Raw genomic sequence first — 19,506 nt, 5'->3', positions numbered from 1 at the left:
CACTCCTTAGTCGGCTCACTATGACTATCACGCGTCGGCGGTCTTTGCCGATCGCCGCTCTCTTCGAAGCGTGAGGTCGCGGCTGCTTAGTGAACCGGGCCTCAGACGATCGATCAGTGAAACGCGAGGGATTTTGGCCAAGAAAGACGGCGCCATCGAGATCGAGGGCACTGTGGTTGAGTCGCTCCCGAACGCCATGTTCCGGGTGCAGCTCGACAACGGCCATAAGGTCCTGGCCCACATCAGCGGACGGATGAGGATGCACTACATCCGAATTCTGCCGGACGACCGGGTAGTCGTTGAACTGAGCCCCTACGACCTGAGTCGTGGGCGGATCGTCTACCGATACAAGTAAGACGTCTGAGGAACACGAAGGACAATGAAGGTAAAGCCGAGCGTCAAGAAGATCTGCGACAAGTGCAAGGTGATTCGCCGGCACGGTCGCGTCATGGTGATCTGCGACAACCTGCGCCACAAGCAGCGTCAGGGTTAGTCGTACGCAAGGTTTCTCCGAGTCCGCCCCGAATTAGGGAGCGGGCTCGACGTATGAGGAGCCTGCGAAAGTAATCGCGTCTCACACCTGGGCAGGCGGAGCATTCCGTACCACTCAGGAGACCCCCGGTCGGAGGCCGGGGCCCTCACCCCGGGCATGGGGAGGGGTAGTGCGGCGCAAGACCTCCGCCAAAAGAAGGAGAATGCCCGACCATGGCTCGCCTGGTTGGCGTCGACCTCCCCCGCGAGAAGCGGCTGGAGATCGCTCTCACCTACATCTACGGAATCGGCCGCACCCGCGCCCAGGAGATCCTCCAGGCGACCGGTGTCAGCGGCGACCTCCGCGTGCACCAGCTCTCCGACACCGAGCTCGTCCCGATGCGTGACTACATCGAGGCGAACTTCAAGATCGAGGGTGACCTGCGCCGCGAGGTCCAGGCCGACATCCGTCGCAAGATCGAAATCGGTTGCTACCAGGGCATCCGGCACCGCAAGGGCCTTCCGGTCCACGGTCAGCGCACGCAGACCAACGCGCGTACCCGTAAGGGCAAGAAGAAGACCGTCGCCGGTAAGAAGAAGCCCGGTAAGAAGTAGTCCACAGCCGCGGACCGAAGATCTCAGGAGTAATGGCAAACAATGCCTCCTAAGAGCCGTCAGGGTGCCCCGAAGAAGGTGCGCCGCAAGGAAAAGAAGAACGTCGCTCACGGGCACGCCCACATCAAGAGCACGTTCAACAACACGATCGTCTCGATCACCGACCCGAACGGGAACGTGATCTCCTGGGCCAGCGCCGGCCACGTGGGTTTCAAGGGCTCCCGTAAGTCCACCCCGTTCGCCGCTCAGATGGCCGCCGAGAACGCCGCCCGCCGTGCCATGGAGCACGGCATGCGCAAGGTCGACGTGTTCGTCAAGGGTCCCGGCTCCGGCCGTGAGACCGCGATCCGCTCCCTCCAGGCCACCGGCCTCGAGGTGGGTTCGATCCAGGACGTCACGCCCGTCCCGCACAACGGCTGCCGTCCGCCGAAGCGCCGCCGCGTCTGAATTTCCCCAGGAGATATTGAGAAATGGCTCGTTACACGGGCGCGGACTGCAAGCTCTGCCGTCGCGAGAAGACCAAGCTCTTCCTCAAGGGCAGCAAGTGCGAGTCCGCCAAGTGCCCCATCGAGATCCGTCCTTACCCGCCGGGTGAGCACGGCCGCGGACGCCCCAAGGAGTCCGAGTACCAGCTTCAGCTTCGCGAGAAGCAGAAGACCCGTCGCATCTACGGTGTCCTCGAGAAGCAGTTCCGCAACTACTACGAAGAGGCCGCGGGCAAGAGCGGCAAGTCGGGTGAGGTGCTGCTCCAGATCCTGGAGAGCCGTCTCGACAACGTCGTCTACCGCGCCGGCTTCGCCCAGTCGCGTGACGCCGCTCGCCAGCAGGTGCGCCACGGCCACATCCTGGTGAACGGCAAGAAGGTCGACATCCCGTCGTACCGCGTTCGCGAGCACGACATCATCGAGGTCCGCGAGACCAAGCGCAACCTGCTGCCCTACGAGGTCGCTCGGGCGACCGCGGGCGAGCGCACCGTTCCCGCGTGGCTCGGCGTCGTGCCGGAGAAGCTCCGCGTCCTGGTCCACCAGCTGCCGGTTCGCCAGCAGATCGACACCCAGGTCCAAGAGCAGCTCATCGTCGAGTACTACTCCAAGTAGTCAGTGACGTACTAGTTCGGGCACGGACATCCGTGCCCGAACTAGACTGTTTATCGGAGTGGCGTCATATAGCGGGCGCCACACGACAAGGGGAGAACCCACACCATGCTGATCGCTCAGCGCCCGACTCTTCTCGAAGAGTCGATCGACGAGACCCGGTCCCGGTTCGTCATCGAGCCGCTGGAGCCGGGCTTCGGCTACACCATCGGCAACTCGCTGCGCCGCACGCTGCTGTCGTCCATTCCGGGCGCGGCCGTGACGAGCATCCGCATCGAGGGCGTGCTGCACGAGTTCTCGACCGTTCCCGGGGTCAAGGAAGACGTCACCGACATCATCCTGAACCTCAAGGAGCTGGTCGTCTCCTCCGAGCACGACGAGCCGGTCGTGATGTACCTGCGCAAGCAGGGCCCGGGTGAGGTCACCGCCGCCGACATCGCGCCGCCGGCCGGTGTCGAGGTGCACAACCCCGAGCTGCGCATCGCCACGCTCAACGGCAAGGCGAAGCTGGAGATGGAGCTGACCGTCGAGCGCGGTCGCGGCTACGTCTCCGCCGCCCAGAACAAGCAGCCGGGCCAGGAGATCGGGCGTATTCCGATCGACTCGATCTACTCCCCGGTGCTCAAGGTCACCTACAAGGTCGAGGCGACCCGAGTCGAGCAGCGCACCGACTTCGACCGTCTCATCCTCGACGTCGAGACCAAGCCCGCCATGAAGCCCCGCGACGCGGTGGCCTCGGCCGGCAAGACCCTCGTCGAGCTCTTCGGCCTGGCCCGTGAGCTCAACGTCGAGGCCGAGGGCATCGACATCGGCCCGTCGCCGACCGACGCCGCCCTGGCCGCCGACCTGGCGCTGCCGATCGAGGAGCTGAACCTGACCGTTCGCTCCTACAACTGCCTCAAGCGCGAGGGCATCCACACCGTGGGTGAGCTCGTCGCCCGCAGCGAGCAGGACCTTCTCGACATAAGGAACTTCGGGGCCAAGTCGATCGAAGAGGTCAAGCAGAAGCTGCACGAGATGACGCTGGCGCTCAAGGACTCCCCGCCCGGGTTCGACCCGAGCGCGGTGGCCGGCGGCGGCTACGACGACGACGACAGCGCGTACGTCGAGACCGAGCAGTACTGAGCTTCGTGCGGAGACCCGTCTCCGCACGTGCCCCGCACGCGCCGAGTGGCCAAGCCGCTCGGCGCGTGACGAACGTAACGGCCCAGTCGCCATGACTGAGGCCGGCCCGACTCCGGTACCTGGTACGGCCGGGGCGGGTTAACCCAAGAGGAGAAAGCAATGCCCAAGCCCACCAAGGGTGCACGTCTTGGCGGCAGCCCGGCGCACGAGCGGCTGATCCTGGCGAACCTCGCCACGGACCTGTTCCGCCACGGCAAGATCCGTACGACGGTGACCAAGGCCAAGCGCCTTCGTCCGCTGGCGGAGCGCCTGATCACCAAGGCGAAGAAGGGCGACATCCACAACCGTCGCCAGGTCCTGACCGTGGTCAGGGACAAGGGCGTGGTTCACCACCTGTTCACCGAGATCGCGGTGACGTTCGCCGAGCGTCCGGGTGGTTACACCCGGATCACCAAGATCGGCGCGCGTAAGGGCGACAACGCTCCGATGGCGGTCATCGAGCTGGTGTCCGAGCCGCTGAACGGTGTCACCACCCGCCGTACCGAGGCTCCGGCCGCCGCTGCCGCCCCGGCTCCGGCCGCCGAGGAGAACGAGGTCGCCGAGACCGAGGCCCCCGAGGCTGCCGCCGAGGAGACCCCGGCTGCCGCTGAGGAGGCTCCGGCCGCCGAGGCCGAGGCGAAGAAGGACGAGGCCTGATCTCTCAGGCTGGTTGAATCGGGCCCGGATCCCCTTCTCGGGGGTCCGGGCCCTTTTCCGTGAACGCGAAAGGGACGATCGTGCTACGGCTCCGCCTGGATCTGGCATACGACGGGACCGACTTCTCCGGATGGGCGAGACAGCCCGGTCGCCGTACGGTCCAGGGCGAGATCGAGCTGGCGCTCACCAGGATCCTGCGCCTGGCCGAGCCCGCCGCGCTGACCGTGGCGGGCCGTACGGACGCGGGCGTGCACGCGCGCGGCCAGGTGGCGCACGTGGACGTGCCGGTGGGATCGCTCGCCGAGCTCGACGGCAACCGCGGGCCTCTGGAGCTCGATGAGCGGCTCTCTGCGCTCGTCCGGCGGCTGGGGGGGATCCTGCCCCTGGATGTACGTGTTCATCGGGTCTCGGTGGCTCCTGAGGGCTTTGACGCCCGGTTCTCCGCCATGTTCCGGCGGTACGCGTACCGGGTGTGCGACACGGCCGGCGGGGTCGATCCGCTGCGGCGGCACGAGGTGGTCTGGCACAGCCGTCCGCTCGACCTCGACGCCATGAACGCGGCGGCCCGGCGGCTGGTGGGCGAGCACGACTTCGCGGCGTTCTGCAAGAAGCGCGAGGGCGCCACGACGATCAGGGAGCTGCAGCGCCTGGAGTGGACCCGCGAGGCGGACGGCGTGCTGGTGGCCGCCGTCGTGGCGGACGCGTTCTGCCATTCGATGGTCAGGGCGCTGGTGGGCTCCCTGCTGGCCGCGGGCGACGGGCGCCGGCCGATGGAGTGGCCCGGCCAGGTGCTGACGCGGGCCGTACGGGACTCCGGGGTGCACGTCGCGCCCGCGCACGGGCTGTGCCTGGAGGAGGTGGGCTACCCGGGGGCGGACGAACTCGCCGCGCGGGCTGCTGCCACGCGGCGGGTCCGCACGCTCTCAGCCCTTGGTGACGCGGCGCTCCAGGACGAGTGAGGTCTGGTCCCTGAACGCCCCGCTGACCTTGGCCAGCGTCTTGTCCTTGGCGTCCGGGGTGTGGCCGTCGGCGTGGGTGGCGTAGCTGAACACGATGTACCTGCCCCACACCAGGCCGGCCGCGTAACCGCCGGCGATCGACACCCGCTCGCCCCCGCTTCCCTTCGCGCCGGGCAGCGCGCGGAACCAGATGTTGCGCGAGAGGTTCTTCGCCTGGTCGGTCAGGGCGGCGGCCTCCTTGGTCGGCAGCACCGCGATGCCGGTGGTCACGGCCCAGCGGCGCTTGCTGTCCACGTAGGTGGCCCGGATGATCCGGCTGCACTTCTGCTCGCTCAGCGCGTCGGCGAAAGCGCCGGTCGCCGCCTTGTCGCAGCTCGTCTCCGTGTCGGTCTTGACCCTGGTGAACGTCGTGCCGGCGGCGGAGACCTTCTTCTTCGGGAACGCCTCCGTCAGGGACATCTTCTTGGGGTCCGTCTCCTCCGAGTTCAGCATGGACGAGCCGGGGACGTCGGCGGGCGGGCTGGCGGACAGTTCCGTGGTGGGCGGCAGCGTGGGCGGGGTGGGGCGGGTGCCCGCGGTCGTGGCGGGCGGCGGGGCGGTGTTCAGGGCGCGGTAGGCGAAGAAGCCGCCGGTCGCGACGCCTGCCAGGGCCAGGGCGCCGAGGGTGACGAGCAGGGCTCGCTTGCTCTTGCCCCGGGCCGGGGGTGGTGGGGGCGGGATCTGGAAGGGGGGCTGCCTGAACGCGCCGGGCGGGAAGGTGGGGGTGCCGCGGGGCGGGGTGGGCAGGTCGAGGGCGGTGCCGGGCCTCTTGGTCCACAGGTCCTGGTTGAAGGGCAGGTCGGGGAGCTTGTCCGCCGCGGGCGTCTCGTCCGCGCGCTTCTCCTCGGCCCGCTCGTCCTCCGGACGCTTCCCGGTTGAGGCTTTGTCCGCCGGGTGCCTGGTTTCGTGCTGATTGTCCGTCGGGTTTGTGCCTTCCGGGGGTGTCGACGGAGAGTGACCGGGCGTGCGCTGCTTCGCGTCCTCGCGGCCTCCCCCGGTGTGCCCTTCCTCCGGGCGCCTCTCCTCGGCGGGGGGCATGGGGGGCATGGGGGCCGTGGGGGGCCATACGGGCACGTCGCCGGGCTCCGGGGGGCGGCCCGTCGGGTTGGTGGGGTGGGGCTCGACGTAATGGGCCGTCCGCATGGGGCCCGTGGGCTCTTCACGGGGGTCGGACGCGCGCATGCCCTGGGGCGGGGTGTCCTGGGCGGTCGGTTCGTGCTCCTCGTGCGGAGGGGCGGGCACGGCGTGCTGCTGTCCGACGACAGCGGCGTCGCGCTTGGCGGCGTCGGGGTCGAAGTAGTGAGCCGGTGTGGGAAACCCGCCCGGACGGGTGGCATCGGGGTCGTACGAACCGGTGTCGGAGCCGCCGTATGTCGTGGTGTCGGGGCGGCGCGGGCCGGCGTCGGAGCCGTACGGCGGGGTGTCGGAGTCGTGGGGAGCGGGGTTGCGGCCGGGGAGTGTGGCGTCGGGGTCGCGGGAGAACGAGGGGGCGTGCCGATCGGCGGGCGCGGCGGTGGCGGCGGCCCCGGTGGTGTCGGCCCCGGCGGTCGACGGGCTGGTCGACGGGCTGGTCGGCGGCTCTGAAGGGCGGGCGGTCGGCGTGCCGGTCGGGGGGGTGGGGGGCTGGTCGGGGTGCCGGCCTGCTGCTGCCCGGTCCGTGGGATGGCCCGTCGGGGTGGTGGGGAAGCGGGCGGTGGGTGCGCCTGCCGGGTCGCCGGTGGTCGGGTCGTCGGTGTCCGGCTCGGCCACCAGTTCGCCCGTGGCGGCGGGCCAGGGGGGCATGACGTCCGGGTCGGCGACCGGCGCGGGCCACACCTGGAGGCCCGCGGCGGCGGCCGTGAACGCCGGTGGCGGCTCCCACGGCGGGGCGCCGGGCACGACCGGCTCGGCGGGCCAGCCGGGAGGGTCCTCCTCCGGGGCGGCGGCCCACTGTCCGGGGGCGGCGGCCCAGGGGGTGTCGTTCTCGGGTTGCGGACCCCAGGTGGCTTCGGCGGCGGTTCTGGGCGTCCAGGCCGCGGGGGTTCCGGGAGTTCGCCCAGGGACGTCGGGGGGGACCCATGCGGCTTGGCTGGGGCTTCCGTGGGGTCGTCCGGTGTCGTTGGGTGTTTCGGGTGCCCATGCGGGGTGGGTGGGGGCTCCGGGGGCGTGCCCTTGGGGCCCGGCGGGCTCGGGCGTCCATCCGGTCTCGGGGGAGGTGCCGGGGGGCCAGGCGGGCTGGTTGGACGGTAGGGGCGGCACTCCGGGCTCCTCGGGAGCGCGGGGGGCCCAGGCGGGCCTTGTGGGGGCGTCGATGGCCCAGTCGGGGGGCCCGGCGGGATCGGAGACTCCGGCGGGTGTGCCGGGAGCGGCGGAAGCCGGGGCGGGCGTGCCGGTGGCCCACGTGGGCTCGGTGTTTCCGCGGGGTGTGATGGTCTCTTCGTCGGCCATGGGGCCGCGGAAGGCGCCGTGGGTGCCGGACGGGCCACCGATGGCGGAGTCGTGAGCCCCCGACGGGTCGCTGGTGTGAGGCCCCGGTGTCGGGTGGGAGCCGCCCGTGGCGGGGCCAGGGGTTCCGAAGGGGGGGTGGCTGGTGCTGGTGGGGGGTGAGGGGGTGGGGTCGGGGGTGTCGTCGTCGAACCAGTCGTAGGGGGCCGAGTCGTCGCCGGCCACCTCCCACGGTTGTACGCCGGTGGACGCCTCGGCGGGCTCCGGTGGGATGCCACGCGGAACCCGCGTCTCGTCATCGGTCGGCTCGCCGGACGGGGTGAACGCCGACGGCACACCACGGTCGATGCGGCCGAAGCTCGGCGGCGGCATCGGTGATGCGGTCGTACGGTCGGCTTCCCTGCGATCGTGCTCAGACCCGGGTTCCTGGCCACGCATAGGGCGAGCCTAGCGAGAGTAGCGAGATCGTTATGTCGGTATGGGTGTTCCCAACGGGATCCGCCGTCCCTTTTGTGGGGTTATCGAGCGCTATGTCGGTTCAGCTGAGGGCGCTCCCCGTCATCGAACGGTTGTCCAGAGCCTTGAAGACCGTCGCGTCGGTGAGGTCTTTGATGGCCTCGAAGATGCGCTTCGATCCCTTCTTGTCCGGCTTGCTGCCGTCCTTGTTCTGGAACCACACCATGATCGCGTAGTGGCCGTGGGCCGAGATCTTGGCGCCGCCGCTGCCCGAGCCGAGCATCTTGGTGACGCTGTCCTTGCCGGCCAGCGGCTTGACGTAGTTGCTCGCGTCGCCGACCTTGGCCACCTTGGTGGCGGTGCCGCTCGTCCTGAGGTTGGCCACGCCGATCGTGCCGATCACCTTGCCGGCCTTGTCACGGAAGCTGGCTCGGAGGAACTGGGTGCACTTGCCGGACTTGAGCGCCTTCTGGAGCTTGTCGCCCAGGGCGCCGTCGGTGCACTTCTTGTCCTTGCTGGTGACCGTCATCTCGTACGCGCGTCCCGAGATGGCGATCTTCTTCGTCGACCCGAAGATCTCCTTGACCGTGATCGGGTCGGGGTCGGTCTTGCGTTCGGCCGCGAAGCCGTACTTGCCGGGCGGGGCCGAGGGGAGCGGCGCCGAGGTGCGGGTGGGCGCGCCGGCCTCGGCGGTGCTGGGCCCGCCCGCGTTCCACATCATCGCCAGGCCGCCGCCGAGCAGGCCCAGCAGCAGGACGCCGCCGATCGCGAACCACAGCGGGGCGCGCGAGCGCCGGCCCTCGTCGTAGGGACTCCAGCCGACCCTGCTCTGCTGCGTCTGCTGGGACTGCGACGCCTGCTCGGACTCCGGCGACTGCGCGGGCTGCCCGGTCAGCGGCGACTGTCCGGGCAGCGGCGGCTGCCCGGACGGCGGCGGCTGCTGGGCCGGTGTGAACGGAGACTGTGAGAACGGAGACTGCGCGAACGGCGGGGCCTGCGGCGACTGCTGAGTGGTCTCGCCCCCGGCGGCGCGCTCTCTACGCGAACGGCGGGGACCGCTGTCCATGCCACGTTCCTCATTGCCGTTGGAAACCATGCGGAGACATTACCGTGATGTTCGTCATTGGGTCCCGAAGTCCTGGGTCCACCATGGGCCGTCCGGTCCGGAGGCGACGCCGACGCCGATGGCCTTGAGGGTGCAGTCCAGGATGTTCCTGCGGTGGTCGCGGCTGTCCAGCCAGCCGCGTACGGCCTGCTCGGGCGTGCCGTAACCGTTGCCGATGTTCTCGGCGGCGCCCCAGTGGTAGCCGGCGCGGTCCATGCGGTCCCAGGGGGAGGCGCCGTCGGGGGAGTTGTGGGCGAGCTGCCCGGTACGCGCCATCTCCAGCGAGTGCTCGCGCGCCGAGCGTCCCAGCCTGCCGTCGACCCGCAGCGGCCCGCAGCCGTGCTCGGCGCGGGCGGCGTTGGTGAGCGTGACGACCCGGGCCGCCATGCCGGGGATCACCTTGGCCTGGTCGCCGCCGCCGGTGAAGACCTGGGTGGGGTCGTCCTTGGCGTCGAAGCCCGCGATCTGCCCTTCCGGGGTCTTCGTGGGCTTGGGGGTGGTCCTGCCGCGCGGCGTCCTGACCGTGGTGGCCTGCCGCGGGATGCGGTCCAGCTCGGGCTGGGCCTTCTGCGCCGTGGTCGGGGCGGGACGCGCGGTGGCCGCGGCGGGCGGGGCGGTCTCGTTGAGGTAGATGTGGGCGGTGGGCTCTACGTCGTCGGACAGCCGGCCGAGCAGCACACCCGTGAACAACGCGGCCATCAGGCAGGCCAGCACGCCCAGGCTGTTCCGGCGCCGCGCGCCCCGCTGGGTTTGCCGGGTGTGAGAGTTCCGCCACATACCGCAGCTAACGATAGAGATGTCGGGTACTGGGAATGAAGGGATCCCAGGGAAACGAAATGGAACCGTTCTGTCGTCGGGTAGAATCGTGCAGGGTTACCGGTCTTTTGACCTGCGCGCCTGTAGGCGGGTAACCTAATCGTTCGTTGTGTGCATAGGTCCAGCGTGACCGATGCGCGGCGCGTCCGGCGTCATCTCCCATCATCAAGCCCATCGGGCTCGGGAGACGGAAGGTCCGGGCTGCCGTGTGCCCGCACCGACCGACCCATTTAGCTGTCGCATCCGACAGCGCCGAAGACGCGAGCAAAAGAAGGCTACGACCGTGCGCACGTACTCACCGAAGCCCGCCGACGTCCAGCGTCAGTGGTACGTCATCGACGCGACCGATGTCGTGCTGGGCCGGCTGGCCAGCCACGTCGCGAACCTGCTCCGCGGCAAGCACAAGCCGATCTTCGCGAACCACGTCGACACCGGTGACTTCGTCATCGTCATCAACGCCGACAAGATCGCGCTGAGCGGTAACAAGCGTGAGCAGAAGAAGGCGTACCGTCACTCGGGCTACCCGGGCGGTCTGCGTTCCGTCACCTATGGCGAGCTCATGGACAAGCGGCCGGAGAAGGCCGTCGAGAAGGCCGTCAAGGGCATGCTGCCGAAGAACTCCCTCGGCCGGAAGATGGCCAAGAAGCTGAAGGTCTACGCGGGGTCCGACCACCCGCACCAGGCCCAGCAGCCGGTGCAGTTCCAGATCACCCAGATCGCCCAGTAGTAGTTCGAAAGAGTTAGAGGAGAACCGTGGCTGAGCCCACCGGTGTCGAGACGGCCGTCGAGACCGAGCTGGAGGAAATCTCCGGCGAGGACTTCCCGTCCGAGTACACCACCGAGTCCGCTGCCAGCGCTGACGCGCCCGTGCGCAAGCCCGTCACCACGGGTAACTCGTACGGCACGGGTCGCCGCAAGGAGGCGATCGCCCGCGTGCGCATCGTCCCCGGCACCGGCAAGTGGACGATCAACGGTCGTTCGCTGGACGTCTACTTCCCCAACAAGGTCCACCAGCAGATCGTCAACGAGCCCTTCGTGGTCCTCGGCGCCGAAGAGGCGTTCGACGTCATCGCGCGCATCGACGGCGGCGGTGTCACCGGCCAGGCCGGTGCGCTGCGCATGGGTCTGTCCCGCGCCCTGGCGATCCTGGACGTCGACGCCAACCGCGCGCCGCTGAAGAAGGCCGGCTTCCTCACCCGTGACGCTCGCGCCACGGAGCGGAAGAAGTACGGCCTCAAGAAGGCCCGCAAGGCTCCGCAGTACAGCAAGCGCTAAATTGGCGCGCCTTTTCGGCACCGACGGGGTACGTGGGGTCGCTGGTCGCGACCTCACGGCCGAGCTGGCCATGGACCTGTCCGTGGCGGCCGCCCACGTACTCGGTGATGCGGGCGCGTTCGCGGCCACGGGACGTCGTCCCGTGGCCGTCGTGGGCCGGGACCCGCGAGCCTCCGGGGAATTCCTGGAGGCCGCAGTGGTCGCTGGCCTCGCGGCGTCCGGAGTGGATGTGCTGCGCCTCGGCGTGCTGCCCACCCCGGCCGTCGCCCATCTCACCGCCGCGCTCGGCGCCGACCTCGGCGTCATGCTGTCCGCCTCGCACAACGCGGCGCCGGACAACGGGATCAAGTTCCTGGCCAGGGGCGGCTTCAAGCTGTCCGACGCGGTCGAGGACGAGATCGAGCGCCGGCTCGGTGAGAGCTGGTCCTTCCCCGTCGGTTCGGGGGTCGGCCGCGTACGCGACGCGTATGGTGAGGCCGACCGCTACATCTCGCACGTCCTGACCACGATGACCGCCGCGCTCGACGGTCTGCACATCGTGGTCGACTGCGCGCACGGCGCCGCGCACATGGTCGCGCCCGAGGCGCTGGTGCGTGCGGGCGCCCGGGTCGAGGCCATCGGCGCCAGACCCGACGGGCTCAACATCAACGCCGGGCACGGCTCCACCCACCTGGACAAGCTCCAGCAGGTGGTCGTGTCCAGGGGCGCCGATCTTGGCGTGGCCTACGACGGCGACGCCGACCGCTGCCTCGCGGTCGACCACACGGGCACGGTCGTCGACGGCGACCAGATCATGGCGGTGCTGGCCGCCGCCATGCACGGCGACGGCCTGCTGGCCAAGGACACCGTGGTCGCGACCGTCATGTCCAACCTGGGCTTCAAGCTGGCGATGCGCGAGACCGGCATCACCGTGATCGAGACCGCGGTCGGCGACCGTTACGTGCTCGAACGCATGAAGTCCGAGGGGGTCAACCTGGGTGGCGAGCAGTCCGGCCACGTCATCATGCTCGACCACGCCACCACGGGCGACGGCCTGCTCACCTCGCTCCACCTGCTGGGCGTGGTGGCCAAGTCGGGCGTCCCGCTGAAGGAGCTGGCCTCGGTGATGACCCCGCTGCCGCAGATCCTGATCAACGTCAAGGACGTCGACAAGGGCAAGGCGTCGGTGCCCGAGCTCATCGCCGCCGTGGCCGAGGCCGAGGCGGAGCTGGGGGAGACCGGCCGGGTCCTGATCCGGCCGAGCGGCACCGAGCCCATGATCCGGGTGATGGTGGAGGCCGCTTCCGAGGAGCACGCCAACCAGGTGGCCGGCCGCCTGGCGGACGTGGTCCGTACGGCCTGCGCCTCCTGAGGCGCCTGGGCGGGTACGGCGGCGCGCCGTACCCGCCGGGCCGCTACTCGTCGCCCGTGAGGGCGAACACCCGCAGCCTGCGCCCGGCCCAGAAGACCGCCGCCACGGTCACGACGATCAGCGCCGGTACGGCGAAGCCCACCGTGACGGTCGACGTCAGGAACGGCGAGTCGCTGATCTGGTCGGCGACGGTGGTGCCCCACTCCTGGATCGAGAACCTGCGCGCCCCCGGCATGAGGCTGCACACGGTGACCTCCCAGACCAGGGCGTAGATGACGCCGATCGTGACCGCGTGCTTGGTCACGACCCCGAGGAGCAGGAAGAGCGCGGCGTAGGCGATGCCGGCGACCAGGGCGCCGAGGGCGAAGCCGGCCGCGATGCCGTCCTCGCCGCCGACCAGGATCCAGGCCGCCACGTACGTCGGCACGGTCGCGAACAGGGCCATGAGCGAGGCCGCCACCACGAACTTGGTCAGGGCGATCACGGGCCTGGAGATGGGCTTCGACATCAGGTGGATGACGGTGCCGTCGTCGATCTCCGGCGCGATGACGCCCGTGCCCGCGATGACCCCCAGCAGGGGCAGCATCGCCTGGATCGCGAAGTTCTTCATCAGGTCCACGGCCAGCTTCTGGTCGGCGCCGGTCGCCACGCGCAGCAGCACGGCCAGGCCGATCAGGGCCAGGGGGAGCAGCAGGAGCAGGATGATGCGGCGACGCCCGAGCAGTGAGCGGTACGTGATGCCCGCGACCACGGTGTTCATTCAGGTGCTCCTGTTGATCAGGTAGGAGAAGACGCTCTCCAGGTCCTCGTCGGCGGGGGAGACCTGGTGCAGGCGCACACCCTCGTCCCGGGCGACGCGGGGGAGCAGCCGGGCGAAGCGCCGCAACTCGGTCGCCTGGACCTCCAGGCCGTCCTGGCGCAGGGTGATGCCGCCGGCCGACTCGTCGCGGATCAGGGCCGCGGCGAGCTTCCTGTCGTCGCTGGAACGGATGACGAACAGGTGGGGCCTGTCGGTCATCAGGCGCCTGATCTCGCGGAAGTTGCCCGAGGCCGCGTGCCGGCCCGACACCAGGACCTCGATATGCTGGGCGACCCGCTCGACCTCCTCCAGGATGTGCGAGCTGAACAGGATGGTCTTGCCCGCCGTGCCCATGGCGCGGACGAGGTCCATCAGGTGGAGGCGCTGGCGCGGGTCCATGCCGTTGAACGGCTCGTCCAGGAGCAGCACGTCCGGGTCGTGGACGAGGGCGGCGGCCACCTTGACGCGCTGGCGCATGCCCTTGGAGTACGTCTCCACGCGGCGGTCCTTCGGCTCCTCCATCTCGACCATGGCGAGCGCCTTGCGGGCGGCCTCGACGGGGTCGGGGAGGCCGTGGAGGCGGGCGGCGGACAGGACGAACTGCCAGCCGGTCAGGAAGCCGTACACGCCCTCCCGTTCCGGGACCAGGCCGATATTTCGGTAGATGTGGTGGTTCTTCCAGACCTGGGTGCCGTCCAACGTGACCGAGCCGCCGGACGGCGCCAGGAACCCGGCCATCATGTGCAGCAACGTCGACTTGCCCGCGCCGTTGGGGCCGAGCAGGCCGGTGACGCCGGGGCCGATCGTCATGGTCACGTCGTTGACGGCCACCACGTTGCCGTACCAGCGGGACACCTGGGAGAGCTCGATCTTCATCGCGAGGCCGCCTTCCTGTAGCGCAGGGCGAGAGCGGCCAGGCCGACGCCGATCAGCACCACCAGGATCGCCGCCGAGGCGGGACCGTTCGGGTACGGGCCGTCGGCGTGGGACGGGGTGCCGAACAGCCACGACTGCACGGAGTCGACCAGCCAGAACGGGTTCATCAACCAGGCCCAGGGAGCCGCCGACTCGTTCCCGGTGTTGATCATCGTGCCGTAGAGCAGCGGCACCGACGCCGAGGCCAGCAGGTAGACCGTGATCACCGAGGCCACCCCCAGCCCGCGCCGCGGCGTGAACGAGGCGAGGGCCAGGCCGAACGCGGCCAGCAGCAGGGCCAGCAGCAGCGCCATGAGCAGCGCGCCGAGGTATTCGCCGGTGGCGGGCGGCCCCGGCATGTCCACGACCAGCTCGCCGATCCACATCAGCGTCAGCGGCGCGCCGACCAACAGGAACAGCGCGGCGGTCATCGCGGCGACCTTGGCGGTCACGTACTGGAGGACCGTGAGCGGACGCGACAGGTACAGGGGCAGCACGCGGTGGCGCAGGTCGGGCGCGACGACCGTGGGCGCCTGGGAGGCCAGGAAGATCGCCACCACGGGCTGCATGACGACCGCGAACCCGCTGTAGGGGATGCCGCGCTGCTTGGCCAGCGCCATGAGCGCGATCGACACCACCATGGGCAGCAGCATGATGACGACCAGCGCGAACGGCACGATCTTGCTGCGCGCCGGGCGGCCGAGGCCGAAGACGCCGCGCAGGCTGTGGACGGTGAGCGCGCGGGTGGCGTACGCGCCGCCCATACGGGGGCCGTCGTAGTGCCGGTAGCCGATGTCGTAGATCTCAGACACTGGCCGCTTCCTCCCTGAAGACGTCCTCGATGCGGTGGCGTCCCTGTTCGAGGCGGATCAGGCACAGGTCGAGGTCGGCGGCGGCGTCGCGGACGGCGTCGTAGGTCTCGGGCCCGACCACCTTGACCACCAGCAGGCGGCCCTGCTGGGAGACGGTCTGGCCGGTCTCGCTCAGGCGCCGGGCCAGGGACTCCAGGCCGTCCTCGACCTCGACCGTGACGGTCTGGGTGGCCTGGGTGAACTCCGAGATCGCCGACGAGCGCAGCAGGCGGCCGCCGTCGATGACGATCACGTGGTCGCAGATGCGTTCCAGCTCGCCCAGCAGGTGGGAGGTGACCAGCACGCTGATGCCGAACTCGGTGCCGATGCGCCTGATCAGCGTCAGCATCTCGTCGCGGCCGCGCGGGTCGAGCCCGTTGGTGGGCTCGTCGAGGAAGACGAGCTTGGGGTCGTGCACGAGGGCCTGGGCCAGTTTGACCCTTTGCCTCATGCCGGTGGAGTAGCCGCCGATCGGGCGGTAGCGCTCTTCGGCCAGGCCCACGTGGCGCAGCACGTCGGCGGCGCGCTCGCGGGCGGCCGTACGCGGCAGGCCGGAGATCCTGGCGAGGTGGACGACCAGCTCGGTCGCGGAGACGTCGGGAGGGAGGCATTCGTGCTCGGGCATGTAGCCGACGAGCCGGCGGATCTCGGCGCCCCGGGCGGTCACGTCGAGATCGAGCACCCGCGCGACGCCCTCGCTGGGCGGCAGCAGGCCGAGCAGGATCTTGATCAGCGTCGACTTGCCCGCGCCGTTCGCGCCGACCAGACCGGTGACGCCGGATCCCACGGTCACCGTGAGCCGGTCGACCGCGGTGACGGTGGGGAAGCGTTTGGTCAGCCCCTCGGTGGCGAGGATGTGCATGTGGCGGACACTACCGGGCACGGGGTGGGCGTGGCCTCGTTCACACGGATGAACGTTGTCCTACTTGAGGCCAGAATTTCCGCTGGACCACCAGCGTGGCCGTGCCTGAGATGACCATCCCCAGGATGTTCACCGCGAGCTGCGAGACCGACCCGGAGACCTCCTTCCAGTCACCCAGGGCGAGTGCGACGGCGAGGTAACCGGCCGCCGGGACCGTGGTGACCGAGATGAAGACGCCGATCAACGCCGAGGACTTGCCTGCGGTGATCGACAGGACCCCGGCCCCTCCGGCCAGCAGCGCCACGATGAACGACCATTTGTCGGGAGTGACGATGAAGTGGACCTCGGAGTTGACGCCGAGGTTGTTCTCGGTGATCCAGCCGAGCCAGGTGGAGACCAGCGCGCAGGCGAAGGTGAGGGCGATCGCCGCCGTGAAGCCCACGACCAGAGTCCTGAACGAGCTGATGATCAGGCGCCCGCGCCCGTGCAGCAGGCCGAAGCAGATCGCGGCGATCGCGCCGAACTCCGGGCCGAGCACCATCGCGCCGACGATCAGGATGGGCGAGTTCTGCAGCACGCCGATGCCCGCGAGCTGCGTCGCGATGGCCAGGAAGGCCAGGTAAGCCCAGGTGATGCGGGACTCGCTGGAGACCTTGTGGGCCAGCTCCTCCCACACCACCGCGTCGTCGGGATCGCCGGGGGCCTCCTCGACCGCCGCCGTGGCGGCCCTGGACAGCGACAGGTCCACCTGCTCGATGGCGATCGATCCGACGTCCTCCAGCCACTTGAGCCGGCTGATCACCTCGTTGGCCGACTCGCGGGCGGCGTCGCAGAGGACGACGTCGCCCGCCGGCTCGCGGGCGGCGCCCGGCAGGACGATGATGTTGGTGACGCCCATGCAGTCCCGCAGCAGCGCGACGGCCTCATCGGTGCGGTCGGAAGGGATGATCAGTCGCAGATGCAGCACTCCGCCATTGTTGTCCATCGGACATTGACGTCGCGTTGACCGGCATACGCGAGGCTGCCTCACATGACTCGCTTCAGATGCCACGATCACGGTGAGGAATGCTGGTTCGCCGACATCGACGACCAGGAGTGCGCGGGCCGGTTCGCCGCCTACGTCTTCGACGAGGTGTTCAGGTCCGGCGAAGCCGTACCCGCCTGACCGCGTGGTCGGCGCCCTTCTGCAGGACGAGATCGGCCCGGCCCCTGGTGGGGGCGATGTTCTCGACCAGGTTGCGCTCGTTGATGTCGCGCCACACGTTGACCGCGAACTCCGTGGCCTGCTCGTAGGTGAGCTCGGCGATGTACTTGAAGTAGGACTTGGGGTCCTCGAAGGCCGTGCGGCGCAACTTGTGGAAGCGCTCGACGTACCAGGTGCGGATGTCCTCGACCTTGGCGTCCACGTAGATGGAGAAGTCGAAGTAGTCGTTGACGGCCAGGGACGTGGGCGGGGCGGGCTGGAGGACGTTCAGGCCCTCGATGATCAGGATGTCTGGATTTTTCACGACCTGGCGGGCGCCGGGGACGATGTCGTACTCCAGATGGCTGTAGACGGGCGCGTACACCTCGGGAGCGCCCGCCTTGACCTCCGCCACGAACCTGACCAGCGCGCGCCGGTCGTAGCTCTCCGGGAAGCCCTTGCGCTGCATGATGCCCTTGGCCTCCAGCACCGCGTTGGGGTAGAGGAAGCTGTCGGTGGTGATCAGCTCCACGTGCGGGTGCTCGGGCCACCGGGCCAGCAGCGTGTGCAGGAGCCGCGCCGTGGTCGACTTGCCGACCGCGACGCTGCCGGCGATGCCCAGGATGTACGGCAGGCGCGTCCCGGCGTCCCCGAGGAAGGCGCTCAGCACGCTGCTGCGCTGCTTGGACCCGGTGAAGTGCAGGTTCAGCAGCCGGGTCAGGGGGAGATAGATGTCGGTGACCTCGGTGAGGTCGATGGGGTCATCGACGCCGCGCAGGTCTTCCAGCTCGTCTGCGGTGAGAGTCAAGGGCGTGTTCTTGCGGAGCTCGCTCCACTGCTCCCTGCTCAGTTCCACGTAGCCGTTGTTCACCTAGGCAGCGTAGCGATGGGGGACAAATGCGATCATGGGCGGGTGCGGCCCGGCGAGTATCCACAGCCTGTGGATAAAAACGTGGGATTACCAAAGGATGATTCCGGGAAGGAAGACCGGTCCCGACGATCCGGGTATGGCGGAACCGGCGGGCGGCTACTGTTCCGGTCGTAGCCTCCCGGGAGGTCTTGTGGATCGTCGCCGCTTCCTCGCCAACGTGCTCGCCGTCGCCGGGCCCTTCGCCGGGGTCGCCTGCGCCGGGGCGCGGGGCGGCGTCCGGCCCGCGGCCGGCTACGGGCCCCTGAAACCGGCCGCCGACCTGCGCGACGGCAAGGTACGCCTGCACCTGCCCGACGGTTTCCGCTACCGCTCGTTCAGCGCCGCGGGCGAGAAGTTCTCCGACGGCACCACGGTCCCCGGCAGGCACGACGGCATGGCGGCCTTCGCCGGCCCCAAGGGCGGCACGATCCTCGTACGCAACCACGAGGTCGGCGGCCCGGTGGGCGCGTTCGGCGACAAGGACGCCGCCTACGACCCCGCGGCCGGCGGCGGCACCTCGACCCTGCACGTCACCGGCCACGGCGAGGTGATCAGGAGCGGCCCCTCGCTCAACGGCACCATGATGAACTGCTCCGGCGGCTCCATGCCCTGGCGGGCCTGGGTGAGCTGTGAGGAGACGGTCAACGGCCCCGACGTCGGGGACGACCCGTCCGGGGGCGACAACACCAGGCTCACCCGCCGGCACGGCTACCTGTTCGAGGTGCCGGTCGGCGGGGTCGCGAGCGCGCGCCCGATCAGGTCGGCCGGCCGCTTCCCGCACGAGTCGGCCGCCTTCGACCCCTCCACCGGCGCCCTCTACCTCACCGAGGACAACTTCTCCTTCCCCTCCGGCTTCTACCGCTACCTGCCGCCCAAGCACCCGATGCGGGAGGGCCGGCTGCTCGACGGCGGCAGGCTGCAGATGCTCGCCGTCGAGGGGGTGAAGCGCGCCGACCTGTCGCGCGGGCAGCGGGCGGGCGCCGCGTACGCCACGCGCTGGGTGGACATCGACGACCCCGACCCGCGCTTCACCGGCCGGCCGCCGTACGAGGAGGCCGTCCAGGCGGTGGGCCGGCAGGGGCGCGCGGGCGGCGCGGCGATCTTCGCCCGGCTGGAGGGCGCGGTGTTCCACCAGGGCGTCGTGTACTTCGTCTCCACCCAGGGCGGGGCGACCGCGCCGGGCGACCCGCCGCCTGCCGGGTTCGGCGACGGGCGGGGGCAGGTGTGGGCGTACGAGACGTGGAGCGGGCGGCTCAGGCTCGTGTACGAGTCGCCGCGCTCGTCGGCGCTCGACCTTCCCGACAACGTGACCGTCAGCCGGCGCGGCACGCTGGTGCTCTGCGAGGACGGCGACGGCGACAACTACCTGCGCGGCCTCACCAGGACGGGCGAGATCTTCGACTTCTGCCGCCTCCACCCGATCCAGGGCGACCCGGGCGCCGAGTTCGCCGGCTCGACGTTCGGGCCTGGCGGGCGGACGCTCTTCGTGAACGTCCAGGCCGGGCAGGGGCGCTCGTTCGCCATCTGGGGGCCGTGGGAGCGCGGCCTGTTCTGAGTAGC

22 protein-coding genes are annotated in these 19,506 nt (G+C 69.9%); 13 read left to right on the top strand and 9 right to left on the bottom strand.

From position 1 onward, the window contains the following. Positions 1–133 precede the first annotated feature (133 nt). From infA to truA, 8 genes are all read left to right on the top strand, one after another. Positions 134–355 carry a translation initiation factor IF-1 gene (infA, locus tag ACIHAD_RS04855; protein ID WP_012887858.1) on the top strand — a complete coding sequence of 74 codons (222 nt, stop codon included), beginning with the start codon at positions 134–136 and terminating at the stop codon, positions 353–355. A 24-nt stretch (positions 356–379) separates the two neighbouring features. Continuing rightward, a complete protein-coding gene (rpmJ, locus tag ACIHAD_RS04850; protein ID WP_003956441.1) occupies positions 380–493 on the top strand; it encodes a 50S ribosomal protein L36 in 114 nt (37 codons plus the stop codon). Positions 494–705: 212 nt separating this feature from the next. After that, a complete protein-coding gene (gene rpsM, locus ACIHAD_RS04845) occupies positions 706–1,086 on the top strand; it encodes a 30S ribosomal protein S13 (RefSeq protein WP_125644650.1) in 381 nt (126 codons plus the stop codon). A gap of 42 nt (positions 1,087–1,128) precedes the next feature. Beyond that, positions 1,129–1,533: a 30S ribosomal protein S11 gene (rpsK, locus tag ACIHAD_RS04840; RefSeq protein ID WP_020542285.1), complete on the top strand. Its 405-nt coding sequence runs from the start codon at positions 1,129–1,131 to the stop codon at positions 1,531–1,533. Positions 1,534–1,556: 23 nt separating this feature from the next. Beyond that, entirely contained in the window at positions 1,557–2,183 is a 627-nt protein-coding gene (gene rpsD / locus ACIHAD_RS04835) for a 30S ribosomal protein S4 (RefSeq protein ID WP_352327498.1), read from the top strand. A 105-nt stretch (positions 2,184–2,288) separates the two neighbouring features. Further along, the gene (locus tag ACIHAD_RS04830) at positions 2,289–3,305 is read left to right on the top strand and encodes a DNA-directed RNA polymerase subunit alpha (RefSeq protein WP_397352997.1); all 1,017 of its coding nucleotides are present in this window, start codon (positions 2,289–2,291) and stop codon (positions 3,303–3,305) included. A 159-nt stretch (positions 3,306–3,464) separates the two neighbouring features. Beyond that, positions 3,465–4,001, top strand: coding sequence for a 50S ribosomal protein L17 (gene rplQ, locus ACIHAD_RS04825; RefSeq protein WP_397352996.1), 537 nt, complete (start codon positions 3,465–3,467; stop codon positions 3,999–4,001). A gap of 80 nt (positions 4,002–4,081) precedes the next feature. After that, positions 4,082–4,960 carry a tRNA pseudouridine(38-40) synthase TruA gene (gene truA, locus ACIHAD_RS04820; RefSeq protein ID WP_397352995.1) on the top strand — a complete coding sequence of 293 codons (879 nt, stop codon included), beginning with the start codon at positions 4,082–4,084 and terminating at the stop codon, positions 4,958–4,960. On the opposite strand, the gene ACIHAD_RS04815 is transcribed toward truA, so the two are convergent. The 3 genes from ACIHAD_RS04815 to ACIHAD_RS04805 all read right to left on the bottom strand — a co-directional run bounded on the left by ACIHAD_RS04815 (position 4,925) and on the right by ACIHAD_RS04805 (position 9,761). Beyond that, on the bottom strand, positions 4,925–7,861 hold the full coding sequence (locus ACIHAD_RS04815; protein WP_397352994.1) for a hypothetical protein: 2,937 nt from the start codon (positions 7,859–7,861) through the stop codon (positions 4,925–4,927). The genes truA and ACIHAD_RS04815 overlap by 36 nt on opposite strands. Before the next feature lie 100 nt (positions 7,862–7,961). Next, complete coding sequence (locus ACIHAD_RS04810) at positions 7,962–8,945, bottom strand: hypothetical protein (protein ID WP_397352993.1); 984 nt, start codon at positions 8,943–8,945, stop codon at positions 7,962–7,964. Positions 8,946–8,999: 54 nt separating this feature from the next. Further along, positions 9,000–9,761, bottom strand: coding sequence for a CAP domain-containing protein (locus tag ACIHAD_RS04805; RefSeq protein ID WP_397352992.1), 762 nt, complete (start codon positions 9,759–9,761; stop codon positions 9,000–9,002). Positions 9,762–10,083: 322 nt separating this feature from the next. On the opposite strand from ACIHAD_RS04805, the gene rplM reads away from it, so the two are divergent. Genes rplM through glmM form a run of 3 tightly spaced genes read left to right on the top strand, consistent with a single transcriptional unit; the run spans position 10,084 to position 12,426 of the window. Continuing rightward, positions 10,084–10,527, top strand: a complete 444-nt coding sequence (rplM, locus tag ACIHAD_RS04800) for a 50S ribosomal protein L13 (RefSeq protein WP_352328322.1) — start codon at positions 10,084–10,086, stop codon at positions 10,525–10,527. A gap of 26 nt (positions 10,528–10,553) precedes the next feature. Next, positions 10,554–11,075, top strand: a complete 522-nt coding sequence (gene rpsI / locus ACIHAD_RS04795) for a 30S ribosomal protein S9 (RefSeq protein ID WP_397352990.1) — start codon at positions 10,554–10,556, stop codon at positions 11,073–11,075. A gap of 1 nt (position 11,076) precedes the next feature. Next, positions 11,077–12,426: a phosphoglucosamine mutase gene (glmM, locus tag ACIHAD_RS04790; RefSeq protein ID WP_397352988.1), complete on the top strand. Its 1,350-nt coding sequence runs from the start codon at positions 11,077–11,079 to the stop codon at positions 12,424–12,426. Positions 12,427–12,469: 43 nt separating this feature from the next. Here glmM and ACIHAD_RS04785 read toward each other — a convergent pair whose 3' ends face one another. The 5 genes from ACIHAD_RS04785 to ACIHAD_RS04765 are packed head-to-tail and all read right to left on the bottom strand — an operon-like array spanning position 12,470 to position 16,820. Beyond that, entirely contained in the window at positions 12,470–13,186 is a 717-nt protein-coding gene (locus ACIHAD_RS04785) for an ABC transporter permease (RefSeq protein WP_397352987.1), read from the bottom strand. Continuing rightward, on the bottom strand, positions 13,187–14,101 hold the full coding sequence (locus ACIHAD_RS04780; protein ID WP_397352986.1) for an ABC transporter ATP-binding protein: 915 nt from the start codon (positions 14,099–14,101) through the stop codon (positions 13,187–13,189). Then, complete coding sequence (locus ACIHAD_RS04775) at positions 14,098–14,952, bottom strand: ABC transporter permease (RefSeq protein ID WP_397352984.1); 855 nt, start codon at positions 14,950–14,952, stop codon at positions 14,098–14,100. Before ACIHAD_RS04775 ends, ACIHAD_RS04780 begins: the two co-directional genes overlap by 4 nt. After that, positions 14,945–15,853, bottom strand: a complete 909-nt coding sequence (locus ACIHAD_RS04770) for an ABC transporter ATP-binding protein (protein WP_397352982.1) — start codon at positions 15,851–15,853, stop codon at positions 14,945–14,947. The genes ACIHAD_RS04775 and ACIHAD_RS04770 overlap by 8 nt, the downstream gene beginning before the upstream one ends. Before the next feature lie 40 nt (positions 15,854–15,893). Continuing rightward, positions 15,894–16,820 (bottom strand): DUF389 domain-containing protein, encoded by a 927-nt coding sequence (locus ACIHAD_RS04765; RefSeq protein WP_397352981.1) that lies wholly within the window; start codon positions 16,818–16,820, stop codon positions 15,894–15,896. Between the two features lie 63 nt (positions 16,821–16,883). Here ACIHAD_RS04765 and ACIHAD_RS04760 point away from each other — a divergent pair, with 63 nt between their 5' ends. Beyond that, on the top strand, positions 16,884–17,018 hold the full coding sequence (locus ACIHAD_RS04760) for a hypothetical protein (RefSeq protein WP_397352980.1): 135 nt from the start codon (positions 16,884–16,886) through the stop codon (positions 17,016–17,018). Here the strand turns inward: ACIHAD_RS04760 and coaA are convergent. Continuing rightward, the gene (gene coaA / locus ACIHAD_RS04755) at positions 16,990–17,892 is read right to left on the bottom strand and encodes a type I pantothenate kinase (protein WP_397353051.1); all 903 of its coding nucleotides are present in this window, start codon (positions 17,890–17,892) and stop codon (positions 16,990–16,992) included. The two genes, ACIHAD_RS04760 and coaA, sit on opposite strands and share 29 nt — an antisense overlap. A gap of 205 nt (positions 17,893–18,097) precedes the next feature. Between coaA and ACIHAD_RS04750 the strand changes: the two genes are divergently transcribed. Next, on the top strand, positions 18,098–19,501 hold the full coding sequence (locus ACIHAD_RS04750) for a PhoX family protein (protein WP_397352979.1): 1,404 nt from the start codon (positions 18,098–18,100) through the stop codon (positions 19,499–19,501). Positions 19,502–19,506 lie beyond the last annotated feature (5 nt).

It is taken from the genome of Nonomuraea sp. NPDC052265, from assembly GCF_044547985.1.
Lineage (GTDB): Bacteria > Actinomycetota > Actinomycetes > Streptosporangiales > Streptosporangiaceae > Nonomuraea.
Note: the sequence above shows the minus strand (reverse complement) of the source record. Positions and strands in the feature narration are given on the sequence as shown.

Excerpts from the sequence above, each read along its gene's own strand:
- rpsM (WP_125644650.1), top strand. The coding sequence starts at position 706 with ATGGCTCGCCTGGTTGGCGTCGACCTCCCCCGCGAGAAGCGGCTGGAG.
- ACIHAD_RS04830 (WP_397352997.1), top strand. The coding sequence starts at position 2,289 with ATGCTGATCGCTCAGCGCCCGACTCTTCTCGAAGAGTCGATCGACGAG.
- ACIHAD_RS04760 (WP_397352980.1), top strand. The coding sequence starts at position 16,884 with ATGACTCGCTTCAGATGCCACGATCACGGTGAGGAATGCTGGTTCGCC.
- ACIHAD_RS04780 (WP_397352986.1), bottom strand. The coding sequence starts at position 14,101 with ATGAAGATCGAGCTCTCCCAGGTGTCCCGCTGGTACGGCAACGTGGTG.
- rplQ (WP_397352996.1), top strand. The coding sequence starts at position 3,465 with ATGCCCAAGCCCACCAAGGGTGCACGTCTTGGCGGCAGCCCGGCGCAC.
- rpsD (WP_352327498.1), top strand. The coding sequence starts at position 1,557 with ATGGCTCGTTACACGGGCGCGGACTGCAAGCTCTGCCGTCGCGAGAAG.
- ACIHAD_RS04810 (WP_397352993.1), bottom strand. The coding sequence starts at position 8,945 with ATGGACAGCGGTCCCCGCCGTTCGCGTAGAGAGCGCGCCGCCGGGGGC.
- ACIHAD_RS04805 (WP_397352992.1), bottom strand. The coding sequence starts at position 9,761 with ATGTGGCGGAACTCTCACACCCGGCAAACCCAGCGGGGCGCGCGGCGC.
- ACIHAD_RS04770 (WP_397352982.1), bottom strand. The coding sequence starts at position 15,853 with ATGCACATCCTCGCCACCGAGGGGCTGACCAAACGCTTCCCCACCGTC.
- ACIHAD_RS04815 (WP_397352994.1), bottom strand. The coding sequence starts at position 7,861 with ATGCGTGGCCAGGAACCCGGGTCTGAGCACGATCGCAGGGAAGCCGAC.
- ACIHAD_RS04785 (WP_397352987.1), bottom strand. The coding sequence starts at position 13,186 with ATGAACACCGTGGTCGCGGGCATCACGTACCGCTCACTGCTCGGGCGT.
- rpmJ (WP_003956441.1), top strand. The coding sequence starts at position 380 with ATGAAGGTAAAGCCGAGCGTCAAGAAGATCTGCGACAAGTGCAAGGTG.
- rpsK (WP_020542285.1), top strand. The coding sequence starts at position 1,129 with ATGCCTCCTAAGAGCCGTCAGGGTGCCCCGAAGAAGGTGCGCCGCAAG.